Annotated in this window: 19 protein-coding genes; 18 read left to right on the top strand and 1 reads right to left on the bottom strand. The window is 73.5% G+C overall.

Annotated elements, in window-relative coordinates:
* Positions 1-226: 226 nt before the first annotated feature.
* The 17 genes from AB0C04_RS21950 to AB0C04_RS22030 all read left to right on the top strand — a co-directional run bounded on the left by AB0C04_RS21950 (position 227) and on the right by AB0C04_RS22030 (position 18,353).
* Positions 227-1,288, top strand: a complete 1,062-nt coding sequence (locus AB0C04_RS21950) for a substrate-binding domain-containing protein (protein WP_357057467.1) — start codon at positions 227-229, stop codon at positions 1,286-1,288.
* Between the two features lie 92 nt (positions 1,289-1,380).
* The gene (locus AB0C04_RS21955) at positions 1,381-2,409 is read left to right on the top strand and encodes an ABC transporter permease (RefSeq protein WP_357057469.1); all 1,029 of its coding nucleotides are present in this window, start codon (positions 1,381-1,383) and stop codon (positions 2,407-2,409) included.
* Positions 2,406-3,293 carry an ATP-binding cassette domain-containing protein gene (locus AB0C04_RS21960; RefSeq protein ID WP_357057471.1) on the top strand — a complete coding sequence of 296 codons (888 nt, stop codon included), beginning with the start codon at positions 2,406-2,408 and terminating at the stop codon, positions 3,291-3,293. The genes AB0C04_RS21955 and AB0C04_RS21960 overlap by 4 nt, the downstream gene beginning before the upstream one ends.
* Positions 3,290-4,252 (top strand): carbohydrate kinase, encoded by a 963-nt coding sequence (locus tag AB0C04_RS21965; protein WP_357057473.1) that lies wholly within the window; start codon positions 3,290-3,292, stop codon positions 4,250-4,252. Before AB0C04_RS21960 ends, AB0C04_RS21965 begins: the two co-directional genes overlap by 4 nt.
* Positions 4,253-4,484: 232 nt before the next feature.
* The gene (locus AB0C04_RS21970) at positions 4,485-5,201 is read left to right on the top strand and encodes a phosphatase PAP2 family protein (RefSeq protein WP_357057475.1); all 717 of its coding nucleotides are present in this window, start codon (positions 4,485-4,487) and stop codon (positions 5,199-5,201) included.
* Between the two features lie 471 nt (positions 5,202-5,672).
* The gene (locus AB0C04_RS21975; protein ID WP_357057477.1) at positions 5,673-6,965 is read left to right on the top strand and encodes a cytochrome P450; all 1,293 of its coding nucleotides are present in this window, start codon (positions 5,673-5,675) and stop codon (positions 6,963-6,965) included.
* 271 nt (positions 6,966-7,236) lie between these two features.
* Positions 7,237-7,695, top strand: coding sequence for a helix-turn-helix transcriptional regulator (locus AB0C04_RS21980; protein WP_357057479.1), 459 nt, complete (start codon positions 7,237-7,239; stop codon positions 7,693-7,695).
* Between the two features lie 256 nt (positions 7,696-7,951).
* Positions 7,952-10,348, top strand: a complete 2,397-nt coding sequence (locus tag AB0C04_RS21985; protein ID WP_357057481.1) for a nitrate- and nitrite sensing domain-containing protein — start codon at positions 7,952-7,954, stop codon at positions 10,346-10,348.
* A 17-nt stretch (positions 10,349-10,365) separates the two neighbouring features.
* Positions 10,366-10,770, top strand: a complete 405-nt coding sequence (locus tag AB0C04_RS21990; protein WP_350870304.1) for a roadblock/LC7 domain-containing protein — start codon at positions 10,366-10,368, stop codon at positions 10,768-10,770.
* A 55-nt stretch (positions 10,771-10,825) separates the two neighbouring features.
* The gene (locus AB0C04_RS21995; protein WP_357057483.1) at positions 10,826-12,019 is read left to right on the top strand and encodes an ABC transporter substrate-binding protein; all 1,194 of its coding nucleotides are present in this window, start codon (positions 10,826-10,828) and stop codon (positions 12,017-12,019) included.
* Positions 12,016-12,912, top strand: coding sequence for a branched-chain amino acid ABC transporter permease (locus AB0C04_RS22000; RefSeq protein ID WP_357057485.1), 897 nt, complete (start codon positions 12,016-12,018; stop codon positions 12,910-12,912). Before AB0C04_RS21995 ends, AB0C04_RS22000 begins: the two co-directional genes overlap by 4 nt.
* Entirely contained in the window at positions 12,909-13,934 is a 1,026-nt protein-coding gene (locus tag AB0C04_RS22005) for a branched-chain amino acid ABC transporter permease (RefSeq protein WP_357057487.1), read from the top strand. Before AB0C04_RS22000 ends, AB0C04_RS22005 begins: the two co-directional genes overlap by 4 nt.
* A complete protein-coding gene (locus tag AB0C04_RS22010) occupies positions 13,931-14,674 on the top strand; it encodes an ATP-binding cassette domain-containing protein (protein ID WP_357057490.1) in 744 nt (247 codons plus the stop codon). Before AB0C04_RS22005 ends, AB0C04_RS22010 begins: the two co-directional genes overlap by 4 nt.
* Positions 14,674-15,471, top strand: coding sequence for an ABC transporter ATP-binding protein (locus AB0C04_RS22015; protein WP_357057492.1), 798 nt, complete (start codon positions 14,674-14,676; stop codon positions 15,469-15,471). Before AB0C04_RS22010 ends, AB0C04_RS22015 begins: the two co-directional genes overlap by 1 nt.
* Positions 15,472-15,476: 5 nt before the next feature.
* Positions 15,477-16,283, top strand: a complete 807-nt coding sequence (locus tag AB0C04_RS22020; protein WP_357057494.1) for a methyltransferase domain-containing protein — start codon at positions 15,477-15,479, stop codon at positions 16,281-16,283.
* Between the two features lie 109 nt (positions 16,284-16,392).
* Complete coding sequence (locus AB0C04_RS22025) at positions 16,393-16,773, top strand: DUF2267 domain-containing protein (protein ID WP_357057496.1); 381 nt, start codon at positions 16,393-16,395, stop codon at positions 16,771-16,773.
* Between the two features lie 203 nt (positions 16,774-16,976).
* Positions 16,977-18,353 (top strand): transposase, encoded by a 1,377-nt coding sequence (locus AB0C04_RS22030; protein WP_357057498.1) that lies wholly within the window; start codon positions 16,977-16,979, stop codon positions 18,351-18,353.
* On the opposite strand, the gene AB0C04_RS22035 is transcribed toward AB0C04_RS22030, so the two are convergent.
* Positions 18,350-20,068 (bottom strand): hypothetical protein, encoded by a 1,719-nt coding sequence (locus AB0C04_RS22035; RefSeq protein WP_357057500.1) that lies wholly within the window; start codon positions 20,066-20,068, stop codon positions 18,350-18,352. The two genes, AB0C04_RS22030 and AB0C04_RS22035, sit on opposite strands and share 4 nt — an antisense overlap.
* 232 nt (positions 20,069-20,300) lie before the next feature.
* On the opposite strand from AB0C04_RS22035, the gene AB0C04_RS22040 reads away from it, so the two are divergent.
* Positions 20,301-21,092 carry a maleylpyruvate isomerase family mycothiol-dependent enzyme gene (locus AB0C04_RS22040; protein ID WP_357057502.1) on the top strand — a complete coding sequence of 264 codons (792 nt, stop codon included), beginning with the start codon at positions 20,301-20,303 and terminating at the stop codon, positions 21,090-21,092.
* The last annotated feature ends 6 nt before the right edge of the window (positions 21,093-21,098 follow it).

Genomic DNA, 21,098 nt, shown 5'->3' on the forward strand with positions numbered 1-21,098 from the left:
CGCCGATGTCGCGCCGTGCTGCGACGCCATGGCCGTCCGGGCATGGTGGCCCAGTCTTGACATCGATGTCAAGAGTGTCCACAGGGTTACGTGCGCGTTTCGCAAGAGCTGTCGAGCAGGCATTGACATCGGCGGCAACCGTCTGGAAACTGCCGTGACATCGTTGTCGTGCTTGCCCGGCGAGCCGGTCCGGGACTTTTCCTTGGGAGAGAACATGATTCGACGCATGGGACGGTCGGGCGTCCTGCTTGCCGCCGCGCTCGCGGGCGGCATGGCCCTCAGCGCATGCGGTAGCGGCTCGGACGGCGGCTCCGCCGACGGCGGCGTCGCGGTATCGCTGATCACCAAGAACTCGACCAACCCGTTCTTCGTGACCATGCAGGAGGGTGCGAAGAAGGCCGCCACGGCCGAGGGCGTGAAGCTCACCGTCGCGGCCGGCAAGGAGGACGGCGACGAGGCCGGTCAGGTCCAGGCCATCGAGGACGCCATCGCCCGCGGCGACGAGGGCATCCTGATCACTCCGAACGGCCCCGGCGTGAACCCCGCCATCAAGAAGGCCCGCGACGCCGGGCTCTACGTGATCGCGCTGGACACCCCACCCGACCCCGCCGACACCGTGGACATCACCTTCGCGACGGACAACTTCAAGGCCGGCGAACTGATCGGCAAGTGGACGGCCGGCCAGCTCGCCGGCAAGCCGGCGACCATCGCCCTGCTGGACCTGTTCAACGACAAGGTCGTCTCCGTCGACTACAACCGTGACCAGGGCTTCCTCACCGGGATGGGCATCGCCACCGGCGACAAGAAGAAGAACGGCGACGAGGCGAAGACCGGCAGCTACTCGGGCGGCAGCTACACCATCGCCTGCAACGAGCCCACCAACGGCGCCGAGGACGGCGGCCGGACGGCGATGGAGAACTGCCTGAGCCGCAACCCCGCCATCAACGTCGTCTACACCATCAACGAGCCGGCCGCGGTCGGCGCGCACAAGGCCCTGCAGGCCGCGGCGAAGGCGCAGGGCGTCCTGATCGTCTCGGTCGACGGCGGCTGTGACGGCGTACGCCAGGTCGCCGGCGGGGTCATCGGCGCGACCTCCCAGCAGTACCCGGTGAAGATGGCCGAGCTGGGCGTCCAGGCGATCAAGAAGATCGCAAACGACGGGCAGAAGCCCGAGGTCTCGGCGGGCCTGGACTTCTTCGACACCGGCGTCGCACTGGTCACCGACAAGGCGAGCACCGGCGTCGAGAGCATCACCAGCGCCGACGGCGCCCAGCGCTGCTGGGGCTGAGTCAGCCGCCGACGAGGCACCCGGGTCGCGCCGTCCCGGGTGCCTCGCCCCGGCAGTTCGTCCACCTCCGTCGACAACGGCAGGGAGCCGCCGTGACCACCACGACACCACCGACCACCGCCGCGCAGCAGTTCGCGCTGCGCCGGCACTCGCCACTGCAACGCGTACAGCACCTGCTGCACGCGCACCCGGCGATCAGCCCCTTCCTGGTGCTGGTCATCGCGTTCGTCGTCTTCTCCACGCTCAACCCGCGGTTCGCCTCACCCAACTCGCTCAGCCTCGTGCTGCAGCAGGTCGCCGTCATCGGTGCGCTCGCGGTCGGCCAGACGCTGATCATCCTCACCGCCGGGATCGACCTGTCGGTCGGCGCGATCGTCATCCTGGCCATGATGCTCTCGGCCAAGCTGGCCGAGGGGGAGGGAATCCCGGGCGCTCTCGCGATCGTGCTCGCCATCGCGGTCGGTGCCGCGGCCGGCGCGATCAACGGCGCGCTGGTGACCCGGCTGAAACTGCCGCCGTTCATCGTCACGCTCGGCGCGCTCAGCGTCTTCACCGCCATCGGGCTGCTCTACTCCGGCGGCCAGAGCGTGCAGGCCACCGATCTGCCCCCGGTGCTCAGCTGGACCGGAGAGTCGATCCCGGTGGGGCCGTTCCGGATCACCACCGGTGTCGTCGCGGTCGTCCTGCTCTACCTCGTGGTCGGCTTCGCGCTGTCCCGCACGGCGTGGGGCCGGCACGTCTACGCGGTGGGCGACGACAAGGAGGCCGCCCGGCTCGCCGGCATCCGGGTCGACCGGGTGCTGCTCAGCGTCTACCTCGTCGCCGGAGCGATCTACGGCATCACCGCCTGGATCCTGATCGGACGCGCCGGCGCGGCCAGCCCCAACGCCATCACCGACGCGAACCTCGAGAGCATCACCGCGGTGGTGATCGGCGGCACCAGCCTCTTCGGCGGGCGCGGCGCGTTGCTCGGCACCCTGCTCGGCGCGCTGATCGTCGGCTTCTTCCGCAGCGGCCTGTCACTCGCCGGCGTCGACGACCAGTACCGCGTGCTCGCCGTCGGTCTCCTGGTGATCCTCGCCGTCGCCGTGGACCAGTGGATCAGGAAGGTGCGGGCATGACCACGACCATTTCTCCGTCGGCCGGCCAGCGCGAGGCCGCCGAGAGCGTGGAGCGCACGCCGGTGCTCTCGGCCCGCGGCCTGGTCAAGACGTTCGGCCGGGTCGTCGGGCTGGACGGGGTGGACCTCGACCTCTACCCCGGCGAGGTGCTCGCCGTGATCGGTGACAACGGCGCCGGCAAGTCGACGCTGATCAAGTGCCTGACCGGCGCGCTCACCCCGGACGCCGGCGAGATCTTCGTCGAGGGCCGGCCGACGGTGTTCAAGCGGCCGCAGGACGCCCGCGAGGCCGGCATCGAGACGGTCTACCAGACCCTCGCCGTCGCGCCGGCGCTGGACGTCGCGAGCAACCTCTTCCTCGGTCGGGAGCGGCGTCGACCCGGGCTGCTCGGCTCGGTGTTCCGGATGCTCGACCAGAAGGGCATGCGGCGCCAGGCCACCGAGGCGCTCGCCGAACTCGGCATCGGCACCCTGCAGAACGTCACCCAGGCGGTGGAGACCCTCTCCGGCGGTCAGCGCCAGGCGGTCGCGGTGGCGCGTGCCGCCGCGTTCGGCAGCAAGGTGATCGTCCTCGACGAGCCGACCGCGGCGCTCGGCGTCAAGGAGTCCAACCAGGTGCTCAGGATGATCGAGGAGGTCCGGTCCCGCGGGTTGCCGGTCATCCTGATCAGCCACAACATGCCGCACGTGTTCGAGGTCGCCGACCGCATCCACATCCAACGGCTGGGTCGCTGCGCCGGCGTGGTGACCCCGGCCTCGCACACCATGCCGGAGGCGGTGGCCGTCATGACCGGCGCGGCGACGCTCGACGAACCGCCGGCGGACGCCCGGCCCGGAGGCGCCGGGGGCGCGACGCCGACGACCGAGGCGGACGAGCAGACGTGATCACGGTCGTCGGTGAGGCCCTCGTGGACCTGATCGGCGTCGCTCCGGCGCCGGTCACCGCCCGACCGGGTGGGAGCCCGGCCAACGTCGCGGTGGCGTTGGCCCGGCTCGGCCACCCCACCACCCTGCTGACCCAGCTGGGTGCCGACGAGCACGGGCGGATGCTCCTCGCGCACCTGCGCGCCAACGACGTACGCCTGGACCCGCGCTCGGTGCGGGACCTGGCGCGGACCAGCGTGGCGCGCACGGTGCTGGACCCGGCGGGGCAGGCCAGCTACGACTTCAGCGTCGAGTGGCGGTCGTTCGCGGCGCCGGGCGACGACACCGCACCCGTCGGCCCCTGCCTGCACACCGGCTCGCTCGCCGCGGTCCTGCCGCCCGGCGCGGACGACGTGTCGGCGTTGCTGCGGCAGGCGCGCGGGTCGGCGACGATCAGCTTCGACCCGAACTGCCGGCCCTCGTTGATGGGTGACCGCGCGCCGGCGCGGCGGCGGATCGAGACGCTGGTCGGCCTGAGCGACGTGGTCAAGGTCAGCGTCGAGGATCTCGCCTGGCTCCACCCGGGGCTGGCGCACGAGCAGGCGGCCCGCAGTTGGCTGGCCCGGGGGGCCAGCCTGGTGGTGGTGACGCTGGGGGAGCGGGGGGCCTGGGCGTGCACCGGGCGGTACGAGGTGAGTGTGCCCGCCCACCCGGTGACGGTGGTCGACACCATCGGCGCCGGTGACGCGTTCACCGCCGGGATGCTCTCCGCGCTCGCCGGGGCGGATTTGCTCGGCGCCGAGCGCCGGTCGGCGCTCGCCGCCGCCGACCGGGCCACCCTCGCCGCCGTGCTCGACCACGCCGCCACGGTCGCCGCCCGCACCTGTGCCCGCCGTGGTGCGGACCCACCGACCCGAGCCGAGTTGGCAACACCGCAGGCCGCCCAGCCGAGTGCCGCGGTGCCCGGCACGGGATGCTGACCGCCCGCTGACGGGGTGTCGCCGGGCACAGGTGTGGGCACGGTGGCCGGAGGAAGGCTGGACGGGGCGGGCGACGTGCTGTCGCCCGGCCCGTCCGGCGTGCCGTGCTGCGCGGGAGCTCGCCCAGCCCCTGGTCCGGCGGTACCCGAAAAGCCGCTCAACGGTCACCCGCGGCACCCCGCCGTCGTTGCTGTAGGCGCCGGACGTCGGCGGGCGACAGAGCGGAGGGGCCATGCCAGCGGGGAGAGCGTCGCCACGACACGCCCGGGATCGGCCGCCCCGGCCGCTGGGAGTGCCCGCCCCGAGGCTGGTGCCGGCCGGCTGGTGGTTCGACGGGCTGCTGCTCGCCGCGCTGGCCGCGCTGACCGCGGCGCTCGTCTGGTGGCCACCGCTGCTGCGGCTCGACATCATCGTCCGCGACTGGTGTGACCAGCACCGGCCCGTTCCGGTGTGGTGGCTGATGTGGGTCTTCGACCACGTCGGACAGGGCGGCCTGCTCACCACGGTGACCGTCGGGGTGTCGTTCTGGCTGGCCTGGCGGCACCGGACGGTGCGCCCGATCATCCTGGCCGGGTTGGCGCCGATCATCAGCACCCTGTTGATCGTGGGGTTGAAGGGGTGGACGTCACGGGGCGCCCCGCACCACGGCTCGGTGGAGATGTTCAGCGACGGTTGGGAGGAGTACTACCCCTCCGGCCACGTGAGCAACGGCATCGTCTACTACGGGGTGCTGGTGGCGCTGCTCGCGCCCTATCTGGGCGCGACCGTGCGCCGGGTGGTGCAGTGGTTGCCCGGCGTGCTGGTCTTCATCGGTACGACCTACCTCGGCTGGCACTGGCTGACCGACAGCATCGCCGGCTACCTGCTCGGGCTGCTGATCATCCGGTTGCTGCTCCGGGTGCCGTGGCGCACGTTGCCGTTGCCGCACTGGCTCGACCGGGCCGGCTGATCCGCCCGGTCGACCCTGCCACCGGGCAATCGTGGTTCAGGTCATTGCCGCGGTGCCGTCACCCGTGCCGGTGGGCGTCGTTTTCTGGGTCGTGGAAAATGTGCGCCCGGATGTCATTCCGGCGGTCCGTCGTGGCCGCTGCCGTCTGGTTCGGCCGCCGTCCGCCGGTCGTTCCGTACCGGCGCTCAGGATCGGCTCAGGTGGGTCGACGAGGACCCAGGAGCAGCCCATCTGAACTGCTCAGCGCGGGATGCGCGGGGCAAGCGCCGGCTCGCAACTTGCATTCTCCGGTGTCGATGCGACCTGCGTCCCACGCAATTCCCGGCCCAATTTCCATTGACGTCGGCAAATCTTGACTTGCCTGTTAATTTGGCGCACCGTGAAGTCGCCGCAGCCATTAGGGCGCCATTGCGGGCTCGGTGGCCGGACTGGTGAGCCCGGTCCGTCGGCGTAACGTACCAGGAGGCGGTCATGCGGTTGAACCCATTCGACGAGCCCTATCTCACCGACCCGGCCGGCGTCTGGCGACGCATTCTCGACGAACCCGGCGGAGTCCATCACGACCCCGATCTGGGGCTTTGGCTGATCAGCAGCCACGCCCACGTCCGGCGGGCGCTGGCCGACCCGGCGACCTTCGGCAACGCACTCACCCTCGCGCCCATCTACGACGTCTGCCCGGAGGCGTTGCAGCTGATCATGCAGATCGACGCCCCGCCGACGACCGCCGCCGCCGATCCGCCGGTGCACCCGCGGACCCGTCGGGCCCTGCGGGTGACCTTCGCGAACACCGCGGACCGGGTCGAGCAGCGCTACGGCCCAATCGTCCGCCGCCGGGTCGGCGAGCTGGTCGCCCGGCTGGTCGCCCGTCAGGGCGAGCGGGTCGACCTCGTCCGGGAGTTCAGCACCGAGCTCCCGCTGCTCGTCCTGCTGGACCTGCTCGGGGTCCCGGAGCAGGACATCGGGCGGGTGCGGGACTGGGCCGACGGGCAGATCGCGCTGATCTGGGGGCGCCCGGAACCGGCTGAGCAGGTGCGCCTCGCGGAGAGCCTGCTGGAGTTCTGGCGCTACTGCCAACGGCTCGTCCAGGCTCGCCTGGACGACGGCCGGTACGGCGAGGACTACGTCAGTCTCGCGCTGGAGTACCGCGACGGCGACGACGACCGGTTGACCGTGACCGAGGTGGCGAGCATCGTCTTCAACCTGCTGGTCGCCGGGCACGAGACGACCGCCGGGCTGCTCGCCCACGCGTTGGACCAGGCGCTCTCGGAGCCGGACCGGTGGCGGGCGATGGTCGAGGAGCCGGCCCGGATCCCGGCCTTCCTGAGCGAGACGCTGCGCTACGCGCCGGCCATCGACGGCTGGCTGCGAATCACCCTTCGGCCCGTGACGCTCGGCGAGGTCACCATCCCGGCCGGCGCGCGCTGCCTGCTGCTGATCGGTGCGGCCAACCGGGACCCGGCCGTCTTCGCCCACCCCGACCGGTTCGATCCGGGCCGGCCGGACGCGGCGGATCACCTGTCGTTCGGGCACGGGCCGCATTTCTGCATTGGCGCGGCATTGGCGCGACTGGAGGCAGGGATCGCCCTGGCGCGGCTGACCGCAGCCATTCCGGGGCTGCGGTTAACACCCGACCACCGCCGTTCATACAAGCCGAATGTTGCATTTCGCGCCCACCGCGCCCTGCCGGCGATCATCGATGTCGCGCCACCGACCGGCCGCGCGGTGGCTCCGGACCCGGCCGGCGCCGAGGTGCCCGCCGCCTGAGCAGCGCCTTAGTCGACCGTGCTGGCCTGCCCATTCTTCGATCGGGGCAACGGTCGGTCGGCGGCGTCGGCGGCGCCTGGCGCGGCGTCCGCCGCCACCGGACGGGCCGTTCATCGGCCGCGGGAATCCGCCCGCGGCAAAGGCCCGCATCTGAGTCACGTCTTCACACCCGTCCGTCCATGGGTTAAGAATTGTCACCTGCGAATGCATAATCATTGCCCGACCTCGATCTGATGCCGCGCCTGCCCGGCGGTGTCGCGAAGGTGAGCACATGGATCGCACAACCCCGTCGAACGCCGCCCATTCCGGTGCCAGCCATCGGTTCCGGGCCGAGTTGCGAGCCTGGCGCACCCGGCAGGGGCTGACCCAGCGGGCGCTGGCGGAGCGGGTGCGGTTCAGCCGGGAGACGGTCGCCGCCGTCGAGTCCGGCCGCCGCTTCGGCAGTCACGAGTTCGCCGTGCGGTGCGACGAGGTGCTGGAGACCGGCGGGTGCCTGGCGGCGTTGTGGCCCCAGGTCGCGGCCGAGCAGTTGGCGGCGGACGGTCGCCGGGGCCCCCGGTTCCTGGGGGCGCCGTCGGATCCGCCGGTGCCGCCGGCGCGGCGGGACGCTCGCGACCCGGGCGCGGTCGTGGCGGCGATCGACGAGTTGCGCGAGTTGATCGGTCAGGTGCTCAGCGCGCCGCCGGAGTCGGGCGAGCGCCCGGCCGGACGCGGCGCCGGCCGGTCGTAAGCCTCGCCGGCGTCGACCCGAGGTGCGGTCCGCCGGCGATGCTGACTCTGGGTACAGATGTTGGTACGGGCTGTTTGTACCAGCGGTGGGTCTGGTCTGACGGCACGGGTTCCGGCGCAATGAGACGTGCATAAAGCAACGTGCACATAGGCGATCGTCGATTAGCCCGTGGGAGTCAGTCTTGGCGACGAGCACAAGGTCCCACGCGGCCCGACCCTACCCGAGCCGACGACGCGGGTGGAAGATCGCGGCTCGGATGCGGCTCATCGTCGCCGCACCGCTGGTCGCCGTGATCGGGTTCGCCGGCCTCGCCCTCACCGAGAGCGCCCGCCAGACCACCCGCGCCAGCGACCTCGGCGAGCTGGCCCGGCTCGGCGCCGAGGCCGGCGACCTGGCCCACCGGTTGCAACGGGAACGCAGCGCCGCCGCCGACCTGCTCAGCCGCGGCGGACCGCAGCAGCAGGACGCCTTCGCCGACGCCACCGCGGCCACCGACGCGGTGACCGCCGGCTACCGCGCCCAGCGCGCCCGGGTGCCGTCCGGGCCCGCCGCGAGCCGGGCGATCCTGACCCGGATCGACGCGACGCTGGACTCGCTCCCGCCGCTGCGCGCCCAGGTCCGCACAGCGGCGCACGCCTCGGTCTCGGCGATGACCTTCAGCTACCGGATCGCCATCGCCGACCTGCTCAACCTCCGGGAGAGCGTCACCCTCGGCGTGGTCAACGCCCGCATCGCCGACGGCATCCGCGCCTCGGCCGCGCTGTCGAAGACCGCCGAGGCGGTCGGCCAGCAGCAGGTGGCCGTGCTGCGGGCGGTCGCCGCCGGCGAGCTGACGCCCGCCCTCCAGCAGGACATCACCGCCGCCCGTACCAGCTTCACCGAGTCCAGCCTGTCGTTCCTGGCGCTCGCCCGCTCCGACTGGGGCGTCTGGTGGGAGCAGGCCGGCAGCGGGGAAGCGGCGCTGCTGCTGCAGCGGATGCAGGACGAGGTCTCCCGCACCCGGGCGGGCAGCCGACTCAGCCTCAACGTCGACGCCTGGATCACCGCCACGCAGCAGTGGTCCGGGCGCCTCTCCGACCTACGCCAACGGGTCGACGCGGCGGTGCTCGACGACGTCCGGTCCGCGCACGCCGACCAGCGGCGCCGGGCGGCGGCGGAGGCCGCCGCCGTGGTGGTGGCCCTGCTGCTGACCGCCGTGGTGACCTGGGCGGTGGCCCGTCAGATCACCCGCCGGCTGCGTCGACTGCGCGACGCCGCGAACGCGGTCGCCTTCCAGCGGCTGCCCGAGGTGGTGGCCCGGCTGCAACAGCCGGGCAGCAGCGCGGTGGACCCGGACGAACTGGCCCGGCGGCAGTCCGCCGAGGCGCTGGAGCCCTCCAGCGACGACGAGATCGGCGAGCTCGGTCAGGCGTTCAGCGCCGTGCACCGGGCGGCCGTGCGCACCGCGGCCGAACAGGCGGTCATGCGGGCCAACACCGCGGACATCTTCATCCACCTCAGCCGGCGCGAACAGCGGCTGGTCGACGCGGTGCTGGCCCAGGTCGACCGGGTCGAGCGGGACGAGACCGACCCCGAGCGGCTGGATCAGCTCTACACCCTCGACAACCTGGCCACCCGGATGGGCCGGATCAACGCCAGCCTGCTGGTGCTCGGCGGGGTCGGCGTCGGCCGGGTACGCCAGGAGGACGTCCCGCTGCAGAAGGTTCTCCAGGCGGCGCAGTCCCAGATCGAGCACTACGCGCGGATCCGGCTCGGCATGGTCGACGGCGACGTGGCCGTCGCCGCCGAAGCGGTCGACGAGGTGGTGCACCTGCTCGCCGAGCTGATGGACAACGCCACCGTCTACTCGCCGCCTGGCAGCGAGGCCTGGGTGACCGGCCGCAGCCTCGGTGACCGGGTGATCATCCAGATCAGCGACGAGGGCGTCGGGCTCTCCCCGCAGCGGCTGCACCAGCTCAACGAGCTGCTCTCCCGGCCGCCCGCCATCGACGTGGCCGCCGTGCGGGCGATGGGGCTGGTCGTGGTCGGGCAGCTCGCGGTCCGGCTGGGGGTGAACGTCCAGCTGCGCCCCGGTCCCCGGCTCGGCACCATCGCCGAGGCGGCGCTGCCGGCGGCGATGATCCGGCCGCTGCCTCCGGAGGAGTACGTGCTCAGCGCGGCGCGGCCCTCCCGGCGGGCGGCGCGCGCCGCCGCCCCGCCACCGCCGTACGCGCCGCCAACCGTGCCGCAGCCACGGGCCGGGCGACCCTCGACCGACCGGGTGCTGCCCGCGGCCCCGGTGTTCCGGCCGGCCACCGCACCGCCCGGGCGGTGCGACGCGCCGACCGAGGAACTGCTCATCTTCCAGCAGGTCAACCACTGGTTCGGCACCGAACAGCCGGACGCTCAGCCGGGCAACGGGTGGGCCAGCCCGGCCGACGACGCGTGGCGTACCGCCGCGCAGGTCGCCGCGCCGGAGGTCGTCGCCACCACCACCACCGGGCTGCCCAAGCGGCAGCCGCAGCGGCACCTCGTCCCCGGCGCGGTCACCGTGCCGGCCCCGCCGCCGCGCCCCGAGTACCGCGACCCGGCCCAGGTGGCCAGCGCGATGGCCGCGTACGCCCGGGGCGTGGCCGCCCGCCGCCCCACCCTGACCAACCTCGGCAACCAATGACGCCACAGGGAGTGCACGTGACCGACCACCAGGACCTCGGTTGGCTGCTGGACAGCTTCGCCGAACGCGCGAGCGAGGTCAGTCATGCGATCGCCATCTCCAGCGACGGCCTCATGGTGGCCGCCACCCGCGACCTGCCGGCCGACCGGGCCGACCAGCTCGCCGCGACCGGCAGCGGCCTGGTGAGCCTGCTCCGCGGCGCCGCCGCGTTCTTCGACGCCGGCACGGTGATCTCCAACGTCACCCAGCTCGAGGGCGGGTTCATGTTCTCGATGGCCTTCAACGACGGCGCCTCCCTGCTCGTGCTCGCCTCGCCGCAGTGCGACGTCGGCCAGGTCTCCTACGAGATGACCGAGCTGGCGAACCGGATCGGCGACGCGCTCACCCCGGCCGCCCGAGCCGCCCTCGCCCGCAGCCGCTGACACCCCGGCGACACCCCTCGACGCCGGCCTGCCATCCCCTCTGGAGAGAGAAGACATGTCTGTGACCACCCCTCGGCGCAGCCGCGCCCGCACCGCCGGGCTGCTCGCCCTCGTCCTGTTCGCCGCGACCGCCTGCAACCAGGACGGCTCGGGCGCGAGCGAAGCCGGGTCGATCAAGATCGGCCTGCTCGCGTCGCTCTCCGGCACCTACCAGGCGGTCGGCACCGAGATCCGGGACGGCTTCGAGCTCTACCTGTCCACCCACGACGGCAAGCTCGGCGGGCACACGGTCGAACTCGTCGTCGCCGACGAGGGCAACGGCGCACCGACCGCGGTGCCCGCCGCGACCAAGCTGCTCAAGCAGGACCGGGTCGTCGCGCTCACCGGCATCGTCGGTGGCGGCTCGGTCGCCGCGGTCTACCCGCTGCTGAACGAGACCAAGGTGCCGCTCGTCGGGTCGAACGGTCGCCCGGAGCTCAAGGAGGTCTCCCGGATCTGGCACACCTCCTACCTCTCCGACGAGCCGGGCGCTGCCATAGCCCAGCACGTACGGGACAACGTGAAGGGCTCGGTGTACGCGATCGGCCCGGACTACCAGGGCGGCTGGGACGAGCTGCGCGGCTTCACCGAGGCCTTCGCCAAGACCGGCGGCACGCTGGCCAACCCGGACGGCAAGACCACCTTCACCCCGTTCCCGGCCACCACCAACTTCACCCCGTACTTCGCCCGGATCAAGGCCTCCGGCGCGAAGGCCGTCTTCACCTTCTACGCCGGCAGCGCGGCGGTCGACTTCGTCAAGCAGTACGCCCAGTCGGAGATCAAGGACCTTCCGCTCTACGCCGCCGGCTTCCTCACCGAGGGCGGGGTGCTGGACGCGCAGGGCGAGGCCGCCCGGGACATCTACTCGGTGCTCAACTACTCGCCGGACCTCGACAACGCCGAGAACCGGGCCTTCGTCGCCGCCTGGAAGGCCAAGCACGACGGCTCACCCACGACCTACGCCATGGCCTCGTACGACGCCGCGGCGGTGCTCGACCGGGCGATCGGCGCCGCCGGGGACAACCCCACCCCGGAGAGCATCAACCAGGCCATCGGCCAGCTCGGTCAGATCTCAAGTCCGCGCGGCACGTGGCAGTTCTCCACCAGCACGCACTCCCCGGTGCAGAAGTGGTACCTGCGCCAGGTACGCCAGGACGGCCGGGCGCTTTCCAACACCGTCGTCGGTGATCTCGCGACCGTCGGCCAATGAGCGCGGTCGCGGCCGGCGCGTACCGGATCGACCCGTACCTCATCCCGGCACTGGACGGGGTCGCCTACGGCCTGCTGGTCTTCGTGGCCGCGTCCGGGCTGGTCTTCTGCTTCGGCGTCGCCGGCATCCTCAACCTCGCGCACGGCACGCTCTACGCGATCGGCGGTTACACGGCCGCGGCCGTGCTGGACGGCGGCTGGCCGAGCCTGGCGCTGGCGTTGGGTCTCGGGGTCGCCGCCGCCAGTGCCGCCGGGGTGGCGCTCGCGGGGCTGCTCACCCGGGCCGCCGCGAGCAACCACCTGACCCAGGCGCTGCTCACCTTCGGGGTGGCGCTGGCCGGCGGCAGCCTGCTCGTCTCGGCGTTCGGGCCGGACGACCGACCGGTCAACGTCCCCGCCGCGCTCGATGGGTCGGTGGCGGTCGCGGGCCACCGCTACGCGGCGTACCGGCTGGTCTTCATCGTCGTCGCCGGGCTGCTCGCCGGCCTGCTCTACCTGACCGTGCGCCGTACCCGGGCCGGGATGCTGGTCCGCGCCGCCGTCGACGACCCGGAGATGGTGGCGTGTCTCGGGGTGAGCCCGACCCGGATCCGGATCGGCGTGCTCGCCGCGGCCGGGGCGCTGGCCGGCGCCGCCGGGGTGCTCGGCGCGCCGATCATCGGCCCCGGGCCGGACACCGCCGACACGGTGCTGCTGCTTTCCCTCGTGGTCGTGGTGCTCGGCGGGCTCGGGTCGCTGACCGGCACCCTGCTCGCCGCGCTCCTGGTCGGGGAGATCCAGACCCTGGGGGTCGCGCTCGCCCCGTCGGCCGCGCCCTTCCTGCTCTTCGCCGCCATGGCCGCGGTGCTCGCGGTACGCGCGCGCGGCCTGGCCGCCGCACGGGGGGCGACGTGAGGGACGAGCTGATCCGTCCGCTGCGCGGGGTCGTAGCGGCCGTCGTGCTGGCCGGGCTCGTCGTGGCGCCCTGGACGGTGGACGACTACACCGCGGCGATCCTCGCCCGCACGCTGGCGCTCGGCCTGGTCGGGGTGAGCGTCGCCCTGCTCACCGGGGTCGCCGGCATGCCCACCCTAGGGCAGACGGCACCGTACGCGGCCGGCGCGTACGCCTGCGCGGTGGTCGGTGGGAGCGTCTCCGACGTCGCGGTCGCGCAGCTCGCCGTCGCCGCGGCGGCCGGCGCGGCGCTGGCCGCGCTGACCGTCCCGCTCGTGGTGTCGGCGCGCGGCGTGGTCGTCCTGATGATCACTCTGGCGATCGGCGAGCTCGTCGTCACCGTGCTCGGCCGGTGGCGCTCGGTCACCGGCGGCACCGACGGGCTCGCCGGCATCGCGCCGGTCCGCCCGTTCTGGGGGCTGCCGGTCCTCGCCGGCGACCGGGCCCGCTACGTGTACACCCTGGTCGTCGTCGCGGTCGTGGTCGGCGCTCTGCTGTTGGTGCTGCGCACCCGGGTCGGCCTGGTGCTGCGGGCCGGCCGGGACGACGAGGCGCGGCTGCGGGCCAGCGGCCACCGGGTCGCCGGGCACGTCGCCGGTGTGCACATCGCCGCAGGCGCGATCGCCGGTGCCGCCGGCTCGCTGCTCGTGGTCGCCCAGCAGTACATCTCGCCGGCCGATTTCAGCTTCGACACCTCCGCCCTGCTGCTGCTCGGGGTGGTGATCGGCGGCACCGCCTCGGTCGGCGGCGCGCTGGTCGGCGCGGCGCTCGTCATCGCGTCCCGGGACTGGCTGTTCGGCATCCTCCCGGGTCAGGCGCCCCTGGTGCTCGGCGCGATCTTCATCGTCACCGTCTACCTGCTGCCCGGCGACGGGCGGCGACGGCCACGGCTGCGGGGCCGGCCGCAACCCGGTCGCCCCGGGCCCGACCCGGCGCTGCGGACGGGCCCTGACCCCGCCGCACGAACGGAGGTGCGGACATGACCCCGCTGCTCGCCGCCCGGGCGATCACCGTGCGGTACGGCTCGCTGGCCGCGATCGACGGCGTCGACCTGCGGATCGACCACGGCCAGCGGCACGCGCTCATCGGGCCCAACGGCGCCGGCAAGACGACCCTGCTCAACGTGATCGCCGGAGCGACCCGGCCGGGTGGCGGCCAGGTCTGGCTCGCCGGCCGGAACGTCACCCGGCGCGGACCGGCCGCCCGGGCACGCCGCGGCATCGGCCGGATCCACCAGCGCCCCGCCGTCTGGTCCACGCTGAGCGTGACCGAGAACGTGCAGGTCGCCGCGCTACCGCTGGCGCTGCGTCCCGGCCGGTGGCGGCCCGGCGCGGCCCGGCGTGCCGCCCGCCGTACCGCGGACACGCTGCTCGACCGGGTGGGCCTGACCGACCTGGCCGGCCGGCCCGCCGGCGAGCTCGCGCACGGCCAGCGACGGCAGCTGGAGATCGCCATGGCGCTGGCCGGCCGGCCCCGCCTGCTGCTGCTCGACGAGCCGGCCGCCGGGCTCTCCGCCACCGAGGTCGGCCGGCTGGTCGGTTTCCTCCGCGAGCTGCCCCGCGCGGTCGCCGTCCTGCTGGTCGAGCACCGGCTCGATCTGGTCTACGCGCTCTGCGACACGGTCACCGTGCTGCGCGACGGTCGCACCCTCGCCGCCGGTTCGCCGGACGAGATCCGCGGCTCGGAGCTGGTGCGGCGGGCCTACGCCGAGGGGGTGGCCTGATGCTGCGGGTGGACGGGCTCTGCGCCGGCTACCACGGTGGGACCGTGCTGCACGAGGTGACCCTGCGGGTGGCGCCCGGCAGCATCCTGGCGGTGGTCGGCCGTAACGGAGCGGGCAAGAGCACCCTGGTGCACACGATCGCCGGGCTGGTCCGCCCGTCCCGGGGTCTCATCGAGATCGGCGGGGTGCAGGTGGCCGGCCGCCAGCCGCACCGGATCGCCCGCTCCGGCGTCGGGCTGGTCCCGCAGGGCCGGCGGGTCTTCTCCCGGCTGACCGTCGCCGAACACCTCGTCCTGGCCGCCGCGCCGTGGCGGGCCGCGACCCCGGGCGGCGAGGGCTGGACGGTCGCCCGGATCCTGGAGCTGCTGCCCCGGCTGGCGGTGCGGCTGCGCCACCGCGGCGACCAGCTCTCCGGCGGTGAGCAGCAGATGCTGGCCATCGCCCGGGCGCTGCTCGGCCAACCGCGGGTGCTGCTGCTCGACGAGCCGTGCGAGGGGCTCGCGCCGGATCTCGCCGCCCGGGTCCGGGAACTCGTCGGCAGCCTGGCCGGCACCGGGCTGACCGTGCTCCTGGTCGAGCAGCAGCTCCAGCACGCCATCGAGGTCGCGGACCGGGTCGCGGTGCTGGAGTACGGCCGGCTCGTCTACGACCGCCCGGCCGCCGAGGCGCGCGCCGACCCGGGCACCCTGGCGGCGATGCTCAGCATCACCGCCGTCGCCACGCCCCCGCAGCCCCGACCGGTGCCCGGGCTCTGGGCCAACACCCCGCAGGACCCACGACCACGTTCGGAAGGGTGAACACGATGCCGACGGAGACCATCGACAGCGACTACGCGTTCGACAACGCCGCCGCGGAGGCGGTGCCCCAGCTGCGCGCGCTGGAGGCGTTCCTGGATCCGATCACCATGCGCCGGCTCGCGCCGCCGGTGCTCACCCCGTCCGCCCGCTGCTGGGAGGTCGGCGCCGGCGGGGGTTCGGTGGCCCGCGGCATGTCCTGGGCGGTCGGCGCCGACGGCCGGGTGCTGGCCACCGACATCGACACCTCGCGCCTGTTCGCCTCGGCCAACCTCGACGTCCGTCGACACGACGTGCGCACCGAGCCGCCGCCGGGGGACGCTTTCGATCTGATCCACGCCCGGCTGGTGCTGCTGCACCTGCCCGAACGCCGGCACATCCTGCGGGCGCTGGCCGGCGCGCTGGCGCCCTGCGGATGGCTGGTGGTCGAGGAGTTCGACTGCACGGCGCCGCTGCGGGTGCTGACCGCCCCGAACGACGACGCGGCGAAGCTCTTCGGCCAGGTCACCGACGCGATGCTGGGCATCCTGCAGGGGCACGGCGCCGACCTGGCCTGGGCCCAGGACGTGCACGCCGAGATGACGCTGGCCGGGCTGACCGACGTCGACACCGTCACCCACGCGGAGAGCTGGGCCGGCGGATCGAGCGGGGCGTCGCTGTACGAGACGAACTCGCGGCAACTGGAGTCGAAGCTGCTGGCCGCGGGGTTCTCCGCGGGCCAACTGGACGCGTTCCGCAAGCTGCTGCGCGATCCGGCGTTCGCGGTGATGTCCTACCAGTTCGTCTCGACCCGTGGCCAGCACCTGCCCGCCTAGCCGCGCCGCCCGGGCGTCCGGGCCGGCCGGGGCGGCGATTACCGCGTTCCGGCCGGCCCCGGCGTGCCAGACTCGCAGGTGGTGACGGGTCTGCGGAAGGGACACCAGCGTGCAGTACCAGGAGTTCGTCGCCGCGGTACGCCAGCGCGGTGAGTACGGCAGCGCGGCCGAAGCCGAGCAGGTCATCCGTACCGTGCTCGGCGTGCTCGCCGCGCGGCTGACCCCCGACGAGGCGCACGACCTCGCCTCGCAGCTGCCGCAGGGCGTGGCCGAGATCCTCGAGGACCAGAGTCAGCCGACCCTGCGACTGTCGGTGCAGGAGTTCCTCCAGCGCATCGCCGCCGGTGTCGGGGCGACCACCCGCACGGCGGAGTGGGACGCCGGCGCGGTGCTCTCCACGGTGGCGGACGCGATCACCTACGGCGAGCTCAACGACGTGATCACCCAGCTGCCGTCCGGTTACGCCTCGCTCTTCGGCACCAGGTCCTGAGCTGACTCCCGCGGTGAGCGCCGCGCCGCCGACTCCGGCCGGCGACGCGGGCGCACCGGCTAGTGCGGTGGCCACTAACGTTCGCCGGGTTGCCGGCAGTCGGGGAATTGTCGTACCGGTGGTGTTGGGTGTGGTTCGTGCCTCGCCGTCGGGATTCCGCTGCGCCGCGGGTGGTGTATCGCACGGCTCGGGTCGGTTTGCGGGTGACGGCGGGGCAGCGGCGCCGGTGTTTCGGCCTGCTGCGTTCGGCTGGTGACGTGTGGGCGTGTGTGTTGGAGGTCAACGCGTGGCGGCGCCGCCGTCGCGACGCACCGCTGGCCGGCTATCAGGAGTTGTGCTGGGAGCTGGCCGCTTCGGGGCCGGGCACGTTCGGCGAGTTGGACAGCACGGGCGCGCGGTCGGTGTTGCGCCGGTTCTCCGATGCGTGGTTCGCGGCGGCGAACCGGCGTAAGGCCGGTGACGAGTCGGCCCGGTTTCCGCGTCGCCGGCGCGGGTTGGTGCCGGTGCGCTGGTATCACGGCACCTTCACCATCGACGGGCACAGGGTGCGGATCCCCGGCGCGAGGGGCACCTCCCAGTTGTGGGTTCGCCTCGGCCGTGATCTGCCGTACCCGGTGGAGCAGGTCCGCTCGATCACTTTGCTGTGTGAGGGTGGTCGGTTGTTCCTCGATGTGAGCGCCGAAGTTCCGGTAACCGTCTACCCGCCCGGCGAGGAGCCGGACCCCGGACAGGTGGCCGGGGTGGACCTGGGCATCATCCACCCCTACGCGGTGGCCGGGCCGGACGGCGCCGGACTGTTGGTGTCCGGGCGGGCGGTCCGCGCCGAGCACCGGATGCACCTCGCCGACACCAAAGCCCGGTGCCGGGCGACGGCGCGGCGGGCACCGAAACCAGGCCAGCGGGGGTCACGGCGGTGGCGTCAATACCGCCGCCGGGCCCGGCTGGTGCAGGGCCGGCACCGTCGGCGCATCCGGCAGGCTCAGCATGAGGCGGCCCGCACCGTCGTGTCCTGGGCCCAGCAGCAGCGGGTGGGAGTGCTGCACGTCGGCGACCCCCGTGGTGTGCTCGACCTGCCGGTGGGGCGGCGGCACAACCTGCGGCTGCGGCAGTGGCAGATCGGCCGGCTGATTCAGGTCCTCACCGACAAGGCCACCCTCGCCGGCATCACCGTCCACCTGGTCGACGAACGCGGCACCTCCTCGACCTGCCCCACCTGTCAGCGGCGGATACCGAAACCGCGTGGGCGCACCTTGTCCTGCCCGCACTGCCGATTCTCCGGGCACCGTGATCTTGTCGCGGCCGCCATGATCGCCACCCGCACCCCGGGCGGCGGACCCACCACCCCCACGACAGCCTTCCCTGTGCTTGCCGGGGTGGTCACGCACCGTCGAGCCGGCCGGCACCTCCCCGGCACCGGCCGATCCCGGCGTGACCCCCGCCGCCCACCTCGGGCGGCGAGAGGATCAGTTGGCCCGCGGAGGCCCGCCCCACCACCTGGTGGGGAGTCGCTCGCCCGCAACGGCGAGGATCCACAACACCACACCGGAACGCCCGGTGAACGTTCGTGGACACCGCACTAGGTCTGCTCGGCGGTCACCGGGTCCGCCCGCCGTCCACCGTTGCCGAACATGTCGACCTGCCGCCCGCCGGCCCCGCCCTCGTCGCTGTGCCGGCCGCCCGGCCCGAACATGTCGACCCGCCGCTCGGCAGTGCCGATCTCCTCGCCGTGTCGGGCGCCGGTCTCCGCCTCGGCCTCCGCCTCGACCGCCGACTGACCGCCGGCCTCCGCCCCGTCGGCCCGCGGTTCGCCGACGTGCGCTCGCCGCTCCTCGGCCGTCGCGTCGTCGGCCTGCCGCTCGCCGATTTCCGTGACGTCGGCTGGCCGTTCGTCGGCCGCCGCAGGCTCCGCCTGCGCCTCGCCGCTCTCCGCGGCGTCGGCCGATCGTTCGTCGGCCGCCACGGCATCGGCCTGCGGTTCGCCGGCCTCCGCGTCGCCGGTCGGCCGCTCCGCAGCCGGTCGGGCGGCCACCATCGGATACTCGGCGGTGGCCCCGCCGCCCGCGGCGGCGGCCATCACCGCGGCCGCGGCGAGGTCGGCGACCCGCTTGGCCTCCCGCTGCACCCGGGCGCGGACGTCCTTGGCGTGCCGCTCGGCCGAGTCGCCCGCCCGACGCGCCGCGTTGAGGCGCTCGACCTCGGCGCCGAGCTCCCGGCGGACCTCGTCGAGGCGCTGCTGCACCTGGTCCAGCTCGCGATCCGCCTCGGCCTGCTCGTGACGCGACTCGGCGAGCTGCTGCCGGGCGGTCGCCAGCTCGGCCTGCAGCTGGGTCACCGCCTGCTGCCGGGCCGCGATCTCCTGCTGCAGGACGGTGAGCTGTTCCTGTTGGGCCGTGTTCTGCTCGTCCGCGCGCTGGCGCACCTCGGTGGCGTACTGCTGCGCTTCGGCGATGAGCGAGCCGATCGTCTGCTCCGCCGCGTTGCGCTGGCCGGCGATCTCCCGTTCGGCGGCCGTCCGCTGCTCGGCAAGGTCCTGCTCGGCGGCGGTGCGCCGTTCGGTGATGTCCCGCTCGATGTTGGCCTGCCACTGGGCCAGCTCCTGCTGGCTCTTGCTCCGGGCCGCCTGCAGCTCCTGCTGGATCTGGGTGCGCGCGGCCCGGGTCAGCGCCTCGGAGGCCGCCCGCGCCTGCTCGATCTGCTGGGCGCTCTGTTCGCTGATCCGCTTCGCCTCCTGGCGGGCGCGGTCGTGGGCGGCCTCGCCGTCAGCCCGCAGCTTCTCCGCCGCCTCGCGGATCTCGGCGAGTTCGGCCTCGGCCGCGGCGCGGCGCTCCTCCTGCGCCTGCTGCTGCTCGGCGCGCCGCGAGGACAGCTCGTCCTCCAGATCCCGCAGCGCCCGGGCGGTCCGCTCCCGGGTCTCGAGCACCGTCTGCTCCGCCTCCGCGTGCAGATCGCCGGCGAGCTGCGCGGCGGTCTCGGTGATCACCGCGGCCTGCTTCTCGGCCAACGCGAGGATCTCGTCGACCATCGGGCCGAGATCGCGGAACGTCGCCCGGTCCGGCCGGCTGGGACGCTGACGCAGCTCGGTCAGCTCCCCGTGTAGCTGCTGGAGCTGCCCGGTCAGTTCCCGGGCATGGCCGGTCATCCGATCCCGCTCGGCCATCGACGCCGTGAGCTGGCCGCCGAGCTGCTCGATGTACCGGTCGACCTGCCGTTTGTCGTAGCCCCGCAGGGTCAGTTCGAAGCTGGGTCGCGAGCTGCCGTCCTCGCGTATCGTGAACGGCTCTTCGCCGTTGGACATGCGCCATCCTCCGTACGATCCCGAGCGCCCTGCCCCCCGCGGGCCATGGTGTCGCGCAACGCTACCGCCGCCCCGACCGAGCCCGTCGTCCCGGCCCGGTGCCAGCCCGCCACGCTGTGCCCGGAGACAGCTCGCCGACCGCCCCGGTGGGGGCATGATGGGTGCCGGCGCCGTTCATCAGTCGGCTCTCGCATGGGGAGCGTGACGGTGCCGATCGGCCGACAGGAGAATCATGTCCTCGATCGCGGACCAGACGATAGCCGCCCTGCGATCCGGGCACGAGGCGCTCGCCGCCCTCGTCCGGAAGCTCGGCCCGGACGACCTGCTCCGGCCCTCCGCCGCCAGCGACTGGCAGGTGTCGCAGGTGCTCAGCCACCTCGGCAGCGGAGCGGAGATCAACCTGGCGGCGCTGCGGGCCGCGCAGGCCGGTGACCCGGCGCCGGCGCGTGACTTCAACACCGGCGTGTGGGCGCGGTGGGACGCGATGCCGCCCGAGGAGCACGCCGCCGGTTTCCTCGAGGCCAACGAGCGGCTCGTCGAGGCGTACGAGGCGTTGGACCAGAGCGCCCGGGCCGACCTGCGCATCGACCTCGGCTTCCTGCCCGAGCCGGTGGACGTCGCCACCGCGGGCCGGATGCGGCTCAGCGAGTTCGCCCTGCACCGCTGGGACGTCGAGGTCGGCTTCGACCCGGCCGCCACGGTCGCGGCCGACGCCGTGCCGTTGCTGCTCGACCAGGTCGGGGCGATGCTCGCCTGGACCGGCCGGCCGGACGTGCTCGCCGGCCGGCAGGCCGTGCTCGCGGTGCGACTGCGCGACCCGCAGCGGTCGTACGGCCTGCGGCTGGGCGAGCGACTGGAGCTGACCGAGGTGCCGCAGCAGCCGGACGGCGAGCTTTCGGCGCCGGCCGAGGCGTGGTTGCGCCTCACGGTCGGACGGCTCGGTCCGCAGTACACGCCGGACAGTGTGCGGGTGACCGGCGCGGTCAGCCTGGACGAGCTGCGCGGGGTCTTCCCCGGCTTCTGAGCCACC

The organism is Micromonospora sp. NPDC048909 (genome assembly GCF_040649635.1).
Classification (GTDB): domain Bacteria; phylum Actinomycetota; class Actinomycetes; order Mycobacteriales; family Micromonosporaceae; genus Micromonospora.

Coding starts and splice junctions, on each gene's coding strand:
- AB0C04_RS21950 (WP_357057467.1), top strand. CDS start 227: ATGGGACGGTCGGGCGTCCTGCTTGCCGCCGCGCTCGCGGGCGGCATG.
- AB0C04_RS21960 (WP_357057471.1), top strand. CDS start 2,406: ATGACCACGACCATTTCTCCGTCGGCCGGCCAGCGCGAGGCCGCCGAG.
- AB0C04_RS21970 (WP_357057475.1), top strand. CDS start 4,485: ATGCCAGCGGGGAGAGCGTCGCCACGACACGCCCGGGATCGGCCGCCC.
- AB0C04_RS21975 (WP_357057477.1), top strand. CDS start 5,673: ATGCGGTTGAACCCATTCGACGAGCCCTATCTCACCGACCCGGCCGGC.
- AB0C04_RS21980 (WP_357057479.1), top strand. CDS start 7,237: ATGGATCGCACAACCCCGTCGAACGCCGCCCATTCCGGTGCCAGCCAT.
- AB0C04_RS21985 (WP_357057481.1), top strand. CDS start 7,952: ATGCGGCTCATCGTCGCCGCACCGCTGGTCGCCGTGATCGGGTTCGCC.
- AB0C04_RS21995 (WP_357057483.1), top strand. CDS start 10,826: ATGTCTGTGACCACCCCTCGGCGCAGCCGCGCCCGCACCGCCGGGCTG.
- AB0C04_RS22000 (WP_357057485.1), top strand. CDS start 12,016: ATGAGCGCGGTCGCGGCCGGCGCGTACCGGATCGACCCGTACCTCATC.
- AB0C04_RS22010 (WP_357057490.1), top strand. CDS start 13,931: ATGACCCCGCTGCTCGCCGCCCGGGCGATCACCGTGCGGTACGGCTCG.
- AB0C04_RS22015 (WP_357057492.1), top strand. CDS start 14,674: ATGCTGCGGGTGGACGGGCTCTGCGCCGGCTACCACGGTGGGACCGTG.
- AB0C04_RS22020 (WP_357057494.1), top strand. CDS start 15,477: ATGCCGACGGAGACCATCGACAGCGACTACGCGTTCGACAACGCCGCC.
- AB0C04_RS22035 (WP_357057500.1), bottom strand. CDS start 20,068: ATGTCCAACGGCGAAGAGCCGTTCACGATACGCGAGGACGGCAGCTCG.
- AB0C04_RS22040 (WP_357057502.1), top strand. CDS start 20,301: ATGTCCTCGATCGCGGACCAGACGATAGCCGCCCTGCGATCCGGGCAC.